Annotated in this window: 10 protein-coding genes; 3 read left to right on the top strand and 7 right to left on the bottom strand. The window is 69.6% G+C overall.

Translation table 11 applies throughout. The annotated features are described in order from the left end of the window. Positions 1-57: 57 nt before the first annotated feature. Positions 58-2448: an excinuclease ABC subunit UvrA gene (locus ACBJ59_RS24405; protein ID WP_375112554.1), complete on the top strand. Its 2391-nt coding sequence runs from the start codon at positions 58-60 to the stop codon at positions 2446-2448. A 131-nt stretch (positions 2449-2579) separates the two neighbouring features. On the opposite strand, the gene ACBJ59_RS24400 is transcribed toward ACBJ59_RS24405, so the two are convergent. The 5 genes from ACBJ59_RS24400 to ACBJ59_RS24380 all read right to left on the bottom strand — a co-directional run bounded on the left by ACBJ59_RS24400 (position 2580) and on the right by ACBJ59_RS24380 (position 7070). Further along, on the bottom strand, positions 2580-3290 hold the full coding sequence (locus ACBJ59_RS24400) for a DUF998 domain-containing protein (RefSeq protein WP_375112553.1): 711 nt from the start codon (positions 3288-3290) through the stop codon (positions 2580-2582). Positions 3291-3339: 49 nt separating this feature from the next. Then, positions 3340-4161 (bottom strand): ArsR/SmtB family transcription factor, encoded by an 822-nt coding sequence (locus tag ACBJ59_RS24395; protein WP_375112552.1) that lies wholly within the window; start codon positions 4159-4161, stop codon positions 3340-3342. A 215-nt stretch (positions 4162-4376) separates the two neighbouring features. Continuing rightward, positions 4377-5498, bottom strand: a complete 1122-nt coding sequence (locus tag ACBJ59_RS24390) for a hypothetical protein (protein WP_375112551.1) — start codon at positions 5496-5498, stop codon at positions 4377-4379. A 488-nt stretch (positions 5499-5986) separates the two neighbouring features. Continuing rightward, positions 5987-6412 carry a VOC family protein gene (locus ACBJ59_RS24385; protein ID WP_375112550.1) on the bottom strand — a complete coding sequence of 142 codons (426 nt, stop codon included), beginning with the start codon at positions 6410-6412 and terminating at the stop codon, positions 5987-5989. A 220-nt stretch (positions 6413-6632) separates the two neighbouring features. Then, positions 6633-7070 (bottom strand): DUF5980 family protein, encoded by a 438-nt coding sequence (locus tag ACBJ59_RS24380; protein ID WP_375112549.1) that lies wholly within the window; start codon positions 7068-7070, stop codon positions 6633-6635. 541 nt (positions 7071-7611) lie between these two features. Between ACBJ59_RS24380 and ACBJ59_RS24375 the strand changes: the two genes are divergently transcribed. Together ACBJ59_RS24375 and ACBJ59_RS24370 are read left to right on the top strand one after the other, a co-directional pair. Further along, the gene (locus ACBJ59_RS24375) at positions 7612-8553 is read left to right on the top strand and encodes an RNA polymerase sigma-70 factor (protein ID WP_375112548.1); all 942 of its coding nucleotides are present in this window, start codon (positions 7612-7614) and stop codon (positions 8551-8553) included. 81 nt (positions 8554-8634) lie between these two features. Next, positions 8635-9819: an NAD(P)/FAD-dependent oxidoreductase gene (locus ACBJ59_RS24370; RefSeq protein ID WP_375112547.1), complete on the top strand. Its 1185-nt coding sequence runs from the start codon at positions 8635-8637 to the stop codon at positions 9817-9819. Between the two features lie 100 nt (positions 9820-9919). Here ACBJ59_RS24370 and ACBJ59_RS24365 read toward each other — a convergent pair whose 3' ends face one another. Together ACBJ59_RS24365 and ACBJ59_RS24360 are read right to left on the bottom strand one after the other, a co-directional pair. Continuing rightward, on the bottom strand, positions 9920-12625 hold the full coding sequence (locus tag ACBJ59_RS24365; protein ID WP_375112546.1) for a DUF6493 family protein: 2706 nt from the start codon (positions 12623-12625) through the stop codon (positions 9920-9922). A gap of 172 nt (positions 12626-12797) precedes the next feature. Beyond that, positions 12798-14075 carry an MFS transporter gene (locus tag ACBJ59_RS24360; RefSeq protein ID WP_375112545.1) on the bottom strand — a complete coding sequence of 426 codons (1278 nt, stop codon included), beginning with the start codon at positions 14073-14075 and terminating at the stop codon, positions 12798-12800. Between the last annotated feature and the right edge of the window lie 14 nt (positions 14076-14089).

Here is a 14089-nt window from a genome sequence, read left to right as displayed (position 1 = left end):
AATCTGCGGGACGTGTCGGTGAGCATCCCCAAGGGGCGGCTCGTCGCCTTCACCGGAGTGAGCGGCAGCGGCAAGACCTCGCTGGCCATCGACACCCTGCACAACGAGGCCCAGCTGCGGTATCTGGAGGGACTTTCGCCGTTCGTGCGGCAGTACATCACCCAGCGCAATCGGCCGAAGGTCGACCGCATCCTGGGACTCGGCGCGACGCTCGCGGTCGACCAGCGCCGTCTCAACCGCAACCCCCGGTCCACGGTCGCGACCATCACCGGCATCGACGGGCATCTGGGGCTGCTGTACTCGCGCCTTCCCGGGATCGGCGCGGACCCGGCGGCGGAGAGCGGGGACGGGCATCTGACGACCGCTCACTTCGACCGCAACACGCCGGAAGGGAGCTGTGCGGACTGCCACGGGGTGGGCGGGCGCTGGCAGGCGCAGGAGGACCTGGTCATCACCCGTCCGGAGCTTCCGCTCTTCGAAGGGGCCTCGCCCTGGTACGCGAAGTGGCGGTCGGGGGAGCACGCGTTCGTGCCGGCGCTTGCCGAGAAGCGGGGTGTGGACCTCGGCCGGCCGTGGCAGTCGCTGCCTGAGGAGTTCCGTCGCTGTGTGCTGTACGGCACGGGCGAGGAGAAGGTCGAGGCCACCGTCGACGTGTCGAACAAGAAGGAGACGGTTTCGGTGACCTACACCTCGAGCCAGCCGCTGCGGGGGGCGCTCGCCGAGGTGGAGCGGGTGTTCGTGAACGCCCAAACCTCCAGTGCCAAGCAGCGCTACCTGCCGTACATGCGCAAGCAGCCGTGCGGCACCTGCGGCGGCAGCGGGTACGACCAGGTGGCCCGGTCCGTGCGGCTCGGCGGGCTGACCTATCCCGACCTGATCGAGGTGGAAGTACGGGAGGTGCGCAGCTGGGCGAAGCGCGTGGCGGACGACCTGGACGCCCGGCAGCGCGAGGTGGGTGAGCCGCTGCTGCAGGACCTGGGCCGCCGGCTCGGGATCCTCGACCGGCTCGGCCTGGCCCATCTCCAGCTGTCGCGGAGTGCGGCGACGCTGTCCGGGGGCGAGTTGCAGCGAACCCGGCTCGCCGCGCAACTCAGTACCGAGCTGAGCGGCGTCGTCTTCGTCCTGGACGAGCCCGGGACCGGGCTGCACCCGGCGGACAAGGCGCACCTGCTCGACATCGCCCTGGAGCTACGCGAGGCCGGCAACACGGTGCTCCTGGTCGAGCACGACCCTGAACTGATCGCCCGGGCCGACTGGGTGATCGATATGGGGCCCGGTGCGGGCCGCCTCGGCGGTGAGGTCCTGGTGTCGGGGCCTCCCGCCGACGTGGCCGCCCACCCGACGTCGCTGACCGGACGCTATCTGGCCGGTGAGGGGCCGCGGCTGCGCCGGCCCCGCCGTCCGGCCGGGGACGACACCGGGTGGGTGGAGTTGCACGGCCTGCGTGCGCACAACGTGACCGCTGACCTGGTGCGTTTCCCCGCCGGTCGGCTCACCTGCCTGACCGGGGTGAGCGGCAGCGGCAAGAGCAGCCTGCTCGACGCGCTCGCAGTGAGTGTGGAGGCCGCCCTGAACGGGACGACGAGCGACACGGTGCGGCAGGTGGTCGGCCTGGAGGGGTTCGACTGGGTCGCCGTCGTCGATCAGGAACCGCTCGGGCGGACGCCTCGGTCCAACCCGGCCACCTACAGCAAGGCGTTCGACATTGTCCGCAGGCTGTTCGCCGGAACCGACGTGGCGCGCGGACGCGGCGTCAACGCCTCCTGGTTCAGCTTCAACACCGCGGGTGGCGGCCGCTGCGAAACCTGCACCGGTTATGGCCGCAAGCTGGTCGACATGCACTTCCTGCCGGATGTGTGGGTGGTCTGCGACGCATGCGCGGGCCGGCGCTACCAGCCGGAGGCGTTGGAGATCAGGTATCAGGGGTTGGCCATCGATCAGGTGCTGGAGCTGACTGTCGCCGAGGCTGTGGAGCAGCTCTCCGAACCCCGGCAACTCGCGGAAACCCTGGGAGCCTTGAACCAGGTCGGGCTTGGCTATCTCCAGCTCGGCCAGAGCGCCACAGAGTTGTCCGGCGGCGAGGCGCAGCGGCTGAAGCTTGCGTCCGCGATACAGCGCGGTGCTACGGGCCGCAAGGCCGGCCTTGTCGTTCTCGACGAACCCGTCTCGGGCCTGCACCCGTCTGACATTCAGCGGGTGGTGGATGCGCTCGATGTGTTGCTCGACTCGGGCAACACCGTCGTCGTGGCCGAACACGATATCCCCCTCGCCGCGTCCGCGGACTGGGTGATCGACCTGGGGCCGGGAGCCGGTCCGGACGGGGGTGCGGTGATCGCGGAGGGCACCCCGGACGCCGTCGCGACCGCGGACACCCCGACCGCCGGTTTCTTCCGGCGGTACGCGGCGGGCCTGCCGCTGCTGGAAGTGCGAGAAGGCGCGCGCTGCTGAGGGGCAGGGCGCGTCTTGCGTCACGTCCTGCACAGGCGCACCGTGCCCCTGGCGGCTGCCGGCGACGCGGGAGATTCGGAGCCGGAGGTGCCGCTCCTGGCGCGGCGGGAGAGTCGGTGGCCTGGCCATCGCTAGAGGTCGGTTCGTGGGGGAAGGGAATGGTTCGTGGTCCGGGAGCGAGCCTCGGCCATCAGACGGGCCGCGATCAGGGACGTCCATGTCCAGCTCAGGGCCAGCCCTGCCAGGATCAGCCGGAAGTCGGCGGCGGGGAGGGCGGCGAAGTTGAGGACGACCACGATCGGCGCGACCACCAGGCAGAACGCGGCCCAGCCGGGCCGGCCGGCGGCGGCGAAGCGACGGGCGAAGACGGCGTACGTGGCCAGGCCGGCCAGCCCGGCGAGGGCCGGGGCGAGGGAGTGCACGATCCCATGCCAGGTGGGTTGCTCGGACATGCCCGGCGGGAAGCCGTTGATCGGGTCGGCGAGGAACACGCCGCTGACGATCAGGGAGGCGCCGTTCACTCCGATCAGGAGCGGTGCCCAGGTGCCGCCCCGGCCTGGATGCAGCACCCGCCGGGTCGCGACCGCGTAGGCCAGGACCAGCAGTCCGGTGACCACGAAGGTGGCGATCTGGATCCAGCCCAGGTGGCCCAGGCTCAGCGAGCTCAAGGGATGCCGTTGCGGATCGAATCCGGCGCGTGTGAGCGCCTGCGCCAGGACGCTGGCGATGAACAGCGGCCCGGCGACGACTCCGCATGCGAGTAACGCGGTGGTCGACGCTCCGGTCGCGGGTAAGGGCGGGTCAGCGGAGGCATCGGATGTGGTGTGGCGTGTCGATCTCATCGAGGTCATGATCGTTTCCCGTTCTTGGTTCGGCTGATGCCGCCCGTACTCAGCGGTCCAGCGCTTCGCCGGTCTCCAGCAGGGTCTTCAGGCCGCTGAGCATCCAGTTCCAGCCGCCGCCGGCGCCCTGGCTCTCCATCTCGCCTGCCAGCAGGGCCGCCGTCAGCGGCGCGCCGCTCAGGTCGTGGGTCACCGTCAGTTTCGTGACGCCGCCCGGGCCTGCTGCGATCTCGTACGTCAGCCGGGTGAAGCCCTCGGCCGCCATCGCCGGGTCCATGAGTACCCGCCAGGTCTGCACCAGCTTGTGCGGCGGGTCGGCCTCGACCACCTCGCCGTCGATGGCCACCTCCGGCGCACCCTGCGCGATCATCCCCTCGTTCGCCAGACCCCGGTAGGTGCCGCCCGGGCGCAGGTCGTATTCGACGGCGCCGCCGTAGCCGTACTTCCGCGTCCACTCCGGCTTGGTGATCGCGTCCCAGATCGCCTGCGGTGTCGCCTTGATGTAGACCTGATAGACCTGAACGGTCTGGGCGGTCGAAGTGGTACCGGTCATGATTCGTCCTTCCAGCTCGGATTTGAGGTCGGTGAGCGCCGATGCCCGGCGTTCGGTGTACTTGTCGATCCACCGGTCGTGGAGCAGCCGGATCGGCACCGGGTTGAGGAAGTGCAGCTTCTCCCGGCCCGACTTGCGGGCGATGATCAGACCCGCCTCCTCGAGGAGGCGCAGGTGCTTCATGACGCCGAATCGGGTCATCTCCACCTCCGACTCGAGTTCGGTGAGCGTACGGCCGTCCCGCTCGAAGAGCCGATCCAGCAAGTGCCGCCGCGTCGGGTCCGCCAGCGCCTTGAAGACCAGATCGTCGTTCACCACACCGGCAATATAGGTGACCAAAAGGTCACATGTAAACCCGTGGAGACGGCGGCACCGGGAGAGCGGACCGGATCCTGGCGCAACTCCCAACGCGAGCAGCCGGTCCGGGGGAGCGCGCGGTCCAGGTGAGCCGGACGGGCGAGTTGCAGCGCCCGGACGTCGATGACGGCGAGCACCGGATCGCCTGGCGCGTGCACGAGGTGAGGAGTGTGTGGCTATGACAGGTGTTTCTGAGCAAGGAAGATCACCAGAGACGTGACGATGCCCGCCACATACTGCAAGATCCACCCCGTCCTGATCGGCAAGCTCTTGAGCGAGCGGAAATACTGGTAGGTCTTGGTGGCGTCTTCGAAGCCCGGTGCGGCGAGCAGATCACTGTCCGGCCGGGCCGTCTGAGGCAGCATCGGGCCGAGGATGATGGTGTCGACGTGGCGGCGCACGAGCCGGGAAAGTGTCGCGTAAGGCTGCACGGCGACGTAGAGCGCGAGCAGCACCGCCAACACCGGAAAGACGGTCAGAAAAGCAGAGGCAACAGGAGAACGCAGAACGCCGGCCAGGACGGCAGCGGCGACCTCCGAGGCGATCACCCCCAACGCCATCCCTGCTGCCACCAGCGCGTAAAGCCGGCAAGCATCCTTGATGGCCGGTGTGTGGGCAGGATCCAGCCATGACATGGACAGCTCTCGGCAGCGTAGGAGCCGGAAGGGTACCTCGGCCACGGTGAGCAGCCAGTAGAGGACTCCGCCACCAGTGAAGCCCAGCCATCCGACCAGCAAGTACAGGAGCGCGGGATGGGGCGGTATCACTGCGGTGTTCCGCACGCCGGTCAGGAGCACCACCGATACGATGAGGCCGATCGCGGAAGCGCCGAGTTGCTTCCAGAAGCTGAGCCGGCTGTTGAGCCACGCGGTCATGAGGGCTCGGTCGCCTGCCGAGACGACCATCGTCGACAGCTGATCGGCGAAGGCGACGGCCCGGCGCCACAACCACCAGGCCAACGCCAGCATGGCCATGCAGATTGGCACACCAGTCAGCCCGAAGAGGTTTCTGGTGAGGTCCTGGTAGGCGACCTCGGGCAACCAGAACAGCGCGAGCAGGTTGAGGAGGTACGGCCAGCTTGCCGCCGCAGCAACCGAGATTGCAGCGGTGGCGGCGTTTTCCGGGAAAGGTAAGGCAGTCGCCACCAGCCTGGCGATCACTACAGGCCACGCGCGTTGATAGCCGCGCTCGAGTGCGGTGACGAGGGACGATGGTCGCGGGGTTACCTGTTGACCTGCGGCAGCGATGATCAACTTGCTCAGGAGATCGGTCGTTGGTGGTTGTGCCGCAGGCTGCATCCGCCCACCCCTTGGGACAATGCCAGATTGATCGCGGCAAGCGTAACCTGCGCAATCCATGCTGAGCTCAGCCGCGGGCCTCATCCGCCGCAGCCGAGCAATCCAATGAGGCAACCTTTTCGGACGTGCCTCGACGAGCTGCAAATTCGGGGTTGCCCTAATCATGGCCAGTTTGGACCGAGGTGGGCGACAACCGTGAAACCGCTCGGCAGTGGGGCGGGGGCACACCGTAGTGTCGGGCCGGCCCGCTGGGTGTCGTACAGCGCGATCGCGAGGTTCCGCGGCTTGCATGGGTGGCTGGAGGGGGCTTGGTCCGCTCTCGTTCGTCGATTGATCTACATGTAAAGGCGCTCGTTATATTAAGTTCTACTCGAATCAGCCGTTGCGGGTTGGACGCGGATTGACGACCGGTCGGCGAGCTGACCCGCCGTGAGGGTGCGCCAGTCGCCGCAACGCCGCTTGTCGCCGGCCTGTCCGGACCATCGCGTTCAGGTGTGCACCGGCTGGTAGGCCTCGTACCGCTGTAGCCACTCTGTTCGGACCTGCGGCGGATGCGCGTCTTGTACGCAGAACTCGTTGCCTTCCGGGTCGGCCATCACTACCCAGGTCTGGTTGTTGCCCTGGCCGACATCGACGCGGGTCGCTCCCAGCGCTTCCAGGCGGGCAACCTCTGCGGGCTGGTTCTCGGGTCGCAGGTCGAGATGCAGGCGGTTCTTGCTCGCCTTGGGCTCGGGCACCTTGATGAACAGCAGGTCGGCCACCACGCAGTCTTCGCGACTGCCTTCGGGCGGCTCGACGACCCACTCGGGATCTTCGTCTTTGCTGATCACCCAACCCAGTGCCTCTGCCCAGAACCTGGCCAGTCGTCCGGGATCTTGACAATCGACGATCAAGGCACCGATCCGCAGCCCCATGGCCTCACCGTAGGACACTGCGGCCGCAGCCGTCGACCCGCACGCAGTCCGGCGCTAGAGCACCACCTGCTGCCCCAGAAGAGCGACCAGGCGGCCAACCGCAACAAACGCGGGTTGTCGCGGTGGCCGACCGGTCGGTCATGACGAGACTTCTGCAGTCTGCCTTCATCTACGGAGCCCCCCATGGTTCCTCTCTGAAGGTCTGAACGCCCTGCAGGTCCTAGTAGCAGCGGTCCTTCACGTTGATGGCGACGGGGTTGCTCTGGGTCTCCGTCCCGTCCGAGGCCGTCAGCAGCAGGCTGTACACCCCGGCTGGGAGCGGCGCGACCGATATCTGGACGAAGCCGTTCAGCACCGTCGATCCGGTTTCGGGGTTGGTGTAGTTGGAGCCGGGCGGGATCTGCGAGCCGCCCGCGCTGGTCGAGCCGGGGGGCAGGTTCCGCAGTTCGATGCGGACGGTCGTCGACCAGCTTCCGACGACTGCGGCCACGAGGTACGTGTCGCGGTGGGCGCCCGGCTGGACGCATATCTGTTGCTGGGGCTGGAAGTCGAGCAGTTCCCACGTCGCCGCCGAGGCCGGGGTGCTGCCGGCTAGTGCGAGTGCCAGCGCGGCCGTCGCGCCGAGTGCCAGCCTGGCGGCGCGGTGAATCGTTTTCACGTCTGCCTCCTTGGTGCTTGTGCTTCGGAACGTGTGCCTGCTCGGCAATTATTGAGGATTAAAGGATCTTTGGGAAGTTTCGGTATTCTTATGAAACTTTCACTTTTACGGAGTGTAATCCTCGCTGAAGTGGTGATCGGCGCCGAATTCCGGCGGATCGGGTGGAGGGGTCGTGCGCCATGCTGACGGAATGAACTCGGTCCGGCACCGGTGGTCATGGCTGGCGAGGATGTGTCGGCATTATTCTTTATGTCCGAATAGCAGGTCTCATTGAATTCTCATGGCAGGCAGGGCCGCGGAAAACGGCTTCGGCGGGTTCGGCGTGGTCGACGATGCCGGGGCCGTCGACTTCGACTGTGAGATCACGAGACCACGCGGCCGGGCCGGATGCCTCGAAGGTGCTCCTCGAACTGCGGTCGTCAAAATGCTTGGTCCCTTGATCTCCCCAGGTCAGGCGGGGACGGGCTGGTCGATCAAGCTGCTGTGATCACTTGCGGCAGGCGGCACACGGTCTGCGCCGCCACGCCGTTAGGATCAGGTCATGGCATTAACGGTGGACGACGTCGACCGGTTCGAGTTGTCGAGGCCCCGTCTGGGGGCCATCGCCTACCGTCTGCTCGGCTCCGCGGACGAGGCGGAGGACGTCGTGCAGGAGACGTTCCTGCGCTGGCAGGCCGCCGACGTCGACCGCGTCGAGGTTCCCGAGGCCTGGCTGACGAAAGTGCTCACCAACCTGTGCCTCAACCAGCTCACTTCCGCGCGGGCGCGCCGCGAGACCTACGTGGGCCAATGGCTTCCCGAGCCGTTGCTCGCCGGGGATCCGATGCTCGGCCCGGCCGACACCGTCGAGCAGCGCGAATCGGTCTCGTACGCGGTCCTCACCCTCATGGAGCGCCTGTCGCCCAACGAACGGGCCGTGTACGTGCTGCGGGAGGCCTTCGACTACCCGCACCGGGAGATCGCCGAGATCCTCGACATCACCGAGGCGGCCAGCCAGCAGATCTTTCACCGTGCCAAGAAGCGTGTGGCGTACGGCAAAGCCCGCGCCGAGATCGACGAGGCCGCCGCCCAGCGGATCGTCGAGGAGTTCCTCGCGGCCGCCACCAGTGGTCAGACCGATGAGCTCGTACGCCTGCTCACCAAGGACGCCATCTCCGTCGGCGACGGCGGAGGGAAGGTGCCGGCCCGTACCAAGGCGTTCGAGGGAGCCGTCGCGGTCGCGAAGTTCGTGTGGGGCATGTTCAAGCCCGCCGAGGCCAAGCGTGCCATCGTCGGCGGCACGCCCGAGATATACGCCTGGACCGCCAATGGCGAACCCGCCGTTGTGGCCGTCGTGGAGGGCCGGGTCGTCGCGATCATGTGCCTGGAGGTCACCGCCGAGGGCATCACCGCCTGCCGTACCCAGGCAAACCCCGACAAGCTCGCACGCGCGACCGAGCAATGGGCGGCGGCCGGCCATGGGGAGCCCCTGCTCGTGATGTGACGTGACTCATATCCCGCTCCTGTCAGGAAACGGCGGGCCATCCGGTTCAAGTGGCAAATCCGAACCGGACAGGAGCCTGAAATGAAGCACCGCATCGTCGTTCTCGGAGCCGGATACACCGGAGCCAGCGCCGCCGGCCGCCTCGCCAGGCGGCTGCGCCGCGAGGACGTCGCCATCACCCTCGTCAACGCCGAGCCCGACTTCGTCGAACGCATCCGCAACCACCAGCTGGCGACCGGCCAGGACCTCAAACCCCGGCCGCTCAGCGAGATCTTCGCCGGCACCGGCGTCGAACTGAGGCTCGCGAAGGTCACCCGCGTCGACGTCGACCGCAAGACCGTCGCCCTCACCGGTGCGAACGGTGCCGAAGAACTGGGGTACGACACCCTCGTGTACGCCCTCGGCAGCGGCTGGAACAGCCAGGGCGTACCCGGGACCGCCGAACACGCCCACCAGATCGCCGGCCGTACCGGAGCGCTCCGGCTGCGCGAGCGCCTGGCCGGCCTCGACGCCGGGCAGACCGTGGTGGTGGTGGGTGGCGGCCTCACCGGCGTGGAGGCCTCTACCGAGCTCGCCGAGGCCCGCCCGGACCTCGACGTCGCCCTGGCCGTCAGCGGCGGTCTCGGCGACTGGATCTCGCCCAAGGGCCGCGAGCACCTGCGGAAGGTCTTCGGCAAGCTCGGCATCACCGCGTACGAGCACACCACCGTCAGCGGCGTCGCGGCCGGCCACGTCACCACCGCCGACGGCAAGGTCATCCCCGCCGCGGTCACCGTGTGGACGGCCGGTTTCGCGGTTCACCCGATCGCGCAGGCGACCTCCCTGGAGGTCTCCGGCACCGGCCAGATCGTGGTCGACCGGACCATGCGCTCGGTTTCGCACCCCGACGTGTACGCCGTCGGCGACGCGGCCATGGCGATGGGTGCCGGGGACAAGCCGCTACGGATGTCGTGCGCCTCGGGAATCCCCGCCGCCGCGCTGGCCGCCGACGCCATCGCGGCCCGCCTGACCGGCCGGAAGGTCCCGGACAAGACGATCGGCTACTTCAACCAGTGCATCTCGCTGGGCCGCAAGGAGGGCCTGATCCAGTACGTCACGGCCGACGACCGTGCCAGGCAGGGGGTCCTGACCGGCCGGCCGGCCGCCGCGTACAAGGAACTGATCTGCAAGGGTGCCGCGTGGAGCGTCGCCAACCCGACACTGGGGATGCCGACCCGGAAGCACCGCGTCACGCCTGAGCGGACGCTGAGGCAGGACACGGTATGAGCATCGTCGTGGACGGCGTTGCCGGCCCGCGCGGATCGCCGAGTTTCCCGAGGACCGCCACCCACGATGTCGAGATCGGCGGCCAGTTGACCCGGGAGGATCAGGAGGTGATGGCCCGTTGCAGGTGGCGGGCCTCCTGGAGGACGAGGCTGGAGCCCTTGCGCGCCGCCAGCTGCGCGAGCCCGGGGATCTCGGCCCGCGTCCGCGCCAGGACCGCGGCCTGGACGGCGACGCTCAGGAACTCGCCCAGCCCGCCCCGCGCCTTCTCGCCCCCCACCGGCAGGAGTAGCGGGACGGCCGTGGTGAGGACCTGCCACACCTGCGCGTGCGCCCCGGCGGCGATCAGGTCGGCGAGGGCGGCGGTGATCCGTTTGAGCGAGACGGTGCCGGCCCGGACCAGCTGCGCGACAGCCCAGCCGAGATCGGCGGCCGGCAGCTGCCCGCGCACCGCCAGGATGGTGAACGCGTCGACGGCGGTCGCGCGCTGGACGGGTCGTGGGTGGGCCAGGCAGGCGGCGAGGGTGACCGCGCTCGCTCTGCCCACCGGGCCGTCGCCGTGGGCCAGGGCCACGACGGCGTCCACGTGGGAGTCGCTGCCCGTGGCGAGCCAGCGCAGCACCTGGATCATGTACGCGGCCACGAGCTCACGATGAGACGGCATGATCGTCGGCCACCACATCACGTCGCCGGGGTAGGCGGCGTATCCGTTGGCGGGCCGTACCGAGCACAGCTCGCGCAGCCAGTCCGGCACACCGTCGGGCGCCTCCGTCGATGCCCGCACGCCGGAGGTGTGAGCGGGGTTGATGCCGTGGGGATCTCCCATCTCGCACCGTACCTGGGGGTCGGGCAGGCCGCCGTCGCGCAGCCAGCCGGCCAGCCGCCGCCCGGCCCGCGTCGGCAGCTTCTCCGCCCGCACGAGCAGGGACTCCTCCACCTGGCGCGGCAGCCGGAGCAGCGCCTGCTGAAAGTCGGCTTCCAGCGGTTCCGCGTCGCCCAGCCGCTCCATGCGGTCGATCAGCGTCTCGGGATTGAGGTGCCCGGTGGCGGCGGTCGGGGTGGCCAGCAGCATGGGGATGGTGGCGCCCCGCTCGAACAGGTGGATGATCTCCCGCAGGCGGCGCACGACAAGGCGCTGGGGCAGCACGTCGAGGTGGTCGACGGGGTCGGCGCGTTCGGCCAGGGCGGTGGTCAGCCGGCGGCTGTAGTCGGGGAGGACCAGGGCCAGGACGCAGCGTGACAGCAGCACGTAGGTGGTGCGGTCGTTGCCGGCATATGCGTGCGGGAAGGGGTTGTCCGGGTGTCCCCAGGTTCCGCGCCATCGGGGCTCCAGCAGCGCCACGAGCTCCTCGCGGTCACGATGGGCCAGCTCCACCAGAGCGGCGAGGATCCGCTCGTACTGGCCTGGTGCCTCCGGCCAGCGCAGGGCGCCGAGCTCGGCGGCCAGTTCGGCGGCCGACGCCAGGGGCGGCGCGAGCATGGGCGGCCGGGGCGCGGTGAGGTCCGGGACGGCCGCCGGCTCCGGCTGCGTCGCGGCCGGTACGGTGCCGAAGGCGTCGGCCAGGCGCTCGCGTAGCTCGTCGGGCAGGCCTCCGGCCGCCTCCCGGATGGCGTTCCGGGCGTCGTCGTCGGCGTGCGGGGCCAGCTTGACCGCGAGCCGCACCGCGCGGTCCCTCAGGGCCGGTACGCCCGCGTCGAACACGTGCGCCAGCGCGGCCGCCGCGCCGCCGCCCCTGGACGGGGATCCGGTCGCGAGCCACTGCACGGCCGCTGTGACGTGCTTCTTCTCCGGCCGGAACACCAGCGCGCCGATCGCCTCGGCGAACAGTTCGTCGTCCAGGGCCCCGGCGGCCTCGGCCCGGCGCAACTCCTCCAGCGCCAGCTCCACGAACGGCGAGGCCCCCGATGGCAGGAGCCGGACGAAGTCGAGCACCGGGATCTCGGCCACAGTGGTCTCCAGGTGCCGCCACAGCGTCACGAACGGAGCGATCTCGGCAGCCCCGCCGCCGGCCAGGAAACGGCTCGCGCAGCCGTCGACCAGCGTCTTGCGTGGCAGCCGTCCCGCCGCGGCGAGGGCCGCCAGCTCGGCGGTGATGCTCAGGGACGGCCGCGGATCGCGTGCCGGGACGCCCAGCGCCTGGTGCCGGCTCGTCTCCCGCTGCCGGAGCCGGCTGTCCTGCTCGTCGACGGCCAGCGCGGTGGCCACGCCCTGTGCGTGGAACAGGTGGGGGAGCAAGCGGTCCAGCAGGGGATCGTCGTCGAGGAGGGGCCGGCCATCGTTGTCCCGGTGCCGGGCTGTCACCTGCCATGCCCAGCCGGCCACGAACGCGTCGCTCTCCGGCGGCGGCTCGACCCCGGTATCGATCACCAGCGCGGCCGCCAGGTCCCACCCCGGCCCGCCACGCAACCGCCACCAGGTGCCGCCCGCCGGTGGACGCAGCCGCTTCACCAGCCGTACGGCGAGGTCCTGCCGCCACGCCTCCGGGCGGCCTCGCAGCACGGACATGACCAGCGCGGCGTCGGACTTCTGGTCGCGCACGCGGCGCAGCTCACGCCGGTTCAGCCAGGTCGCCACCTGCGCGGCCCCGCCCATGCAGGCGGCTCCGGCGAGCCGGTAACCGGTCGCCGGCTCGCCGAGCCGCGTCCTGACCTGCCATCGGGGGGCGCCGTCCAGCCGACTGGCCAGATGGTCGGGCACCTGCCTGGCCACCATGCGCCGGTCGGCGTCGCCGAGGCCGTTCAGGAACTCCGCCAGCCGCTCGTCATCCTGCGCCTCGATGCGCTCGAGGACCTCGTCCCAGGGATTCACGCGGCCGCGCCTTCGATACCGCGCGAACTCGGTCGGGGGGACACCCGTAAAGAAACGATCATGGGCGGCACCCTACTGGCGGGCACCGACAGCGCCGCCGGGTTCGCGAATCGGTTTCGTGTCGAAAACACCATGCGCGGTCGCGCAGGGTGGCGTCGTGGAGGTCCGGCACTCACCGGCCGCCGGCGGCCTCCTCCTCCGGGAGAGTCTCGGCATCGGGATCGTGCGTGGCGTGGGCGCGGGCGGCGGCGATGGTGGCCCGGCCGGAGGGCAGGCGGGACGCGATCGCGATGACGACGATGGCGGCCAGCCCGGCGCCGATGAGCAGGACCTGCACGCTGACCACGTCGGCCAGCGGGCCGAACACGGCCATGCCGACCGGGGTGGCCAGCGCCATCACGATGCCGACGTAGCTGAACACGCGCCCGTGCAGGGCCGGTTCGACGGTTTCCTGGATCAGCGTCATGAACGGCGTCGCGAACGGCGGCACCAGCAGTCCGAAGGCGAACATGAAGCCGTAGAAGACCCACAGGTTGCCGCTCAGCCCGAGCGCCACGGTCACCAGCCCGAAACCGTAGACGGCGACCAGGATCAGTCCTATCGGACTGCGTTTGGCCAGCACGGTGGACATCAGGACGCCGCCGAGCATCATGCCCAGGCTGAAGGCGATCTCCAGCGCCGCCAGCATCCACTCCTCGTTGCCGAAACTGCGCGCGACCAGCAGCGGCGTGACGAACGAGGGGGCCACGGTGAGCAGGAAGATCACCGCGTACACGATGAGCAGCCAGCGCACGATCGGGTGGGTGCGGATGTAGCGCATCCCCTCGGTCAGGTCCTGCCGGTAGGAGGCGCGGGACTCGGTCACCCGCTCCAGGGTCGGTACGGCGACCAGGGCGAGCAGCCCGATCCCGATCACCGCCGTGACCACGTCCAGGAAGAAGACAGGGACGAGTCCGTACGCGGCGAAGATCGCACCGGCGGCCGCGGGGGCGAGCAGGGCCATCGCCGAATGGATGGTCTGGAAGATCCCGTTGACGCGCATGAGGTGCTCGCCCGGCACGATCTGCGGGATCATCGCCTGCACGGCGGGGGTCTGGACGCCGGCTCCCAGCGACCGGACCGCCACGGCCAGCAGGACGATCCACAGGTCGTTCACGCCGTTGGCCATCAGCAGCGCGAGCGCCAGCGTCGCCGCGGCGATGGCGCCGTCGGCGGCCATGACCAGCACCCGGCGGTTCATCCGGTCGGCGAGCACGCCCCCGAAGATCGACACCAGGCCCTGGGGCAGGAACGCGGCCACCGCGTAGAGTGCCACCGCCAGCCCGGAGCGGGTCTGCAGCGTCACCCACCACATCACCGCGTACTGCGCGATCATCGAGCCGAACAGCGACACGGTCTGCCCGGTCAGGAACAGGGCGACGTTACGCCGCCAGCGGGTGGTCGTGGTCATCTGGTCCTTCTCCG

It is taken from the genome of Nonomuraea sp. MTCD27 (assembly GCF_041950495.1).
Taxonomy (GTDB): domain Bacteria; phylum Actinomycetota; class Actinomycetes; order Streptosporangiales; family Streptosporangiaceae; genus Nonomuraea.
The sequence above is the reverse complement of the archived record's forward strand: the minus strand, read 5'-3'. Positions and strand labels throughout refer to the sequence as shown.

Coding starts and splice junctions, on each gene's coding strand:
- ACBJ59_RS24400 (WP_375112553.1), bottom strand. CDS start 3,290: ATGAGATCGACACGCCACACCACATCCGATGCCTCCGCTGACCCGCCC.
- ACBJ59_RS24390 (WP_375112551.1), bottom strand. CDS start 5,498: ATGCAGCCTGCGGCACAACCACCAACGACCGATCTCCTGAGCAAGTTG.
- ACBJ59_RS24385 (WP_375112550.1), bottom strand. CDS start 6,412: ATGGGGCTGCGGATCGGTGCCTTGATCGTCGATTGTCAAGATCCCGGA.
- ACBJ59_RS24375 (WP_375112548.1), top strand. CDS start 7,612: ATGGCATTAACGGTGGACGACGTCGACCGGTTCGAGTTGTCGAGGCCC.
- ACBJ59_RS24370 (WP_375112547.1), top strand. CDS start 8,635: ATGAAGCACCGCATCGTCGTTCTCGGAGCCGGATACACCGGAGCCAGC.
- ACBJ59_RS24360 (WP_375112545.1), bottom strand. CDS start 14,075: ATGACCACGACCACCCGCTGGCGGCGTAACGTCGCCCTGTTCCTGACC.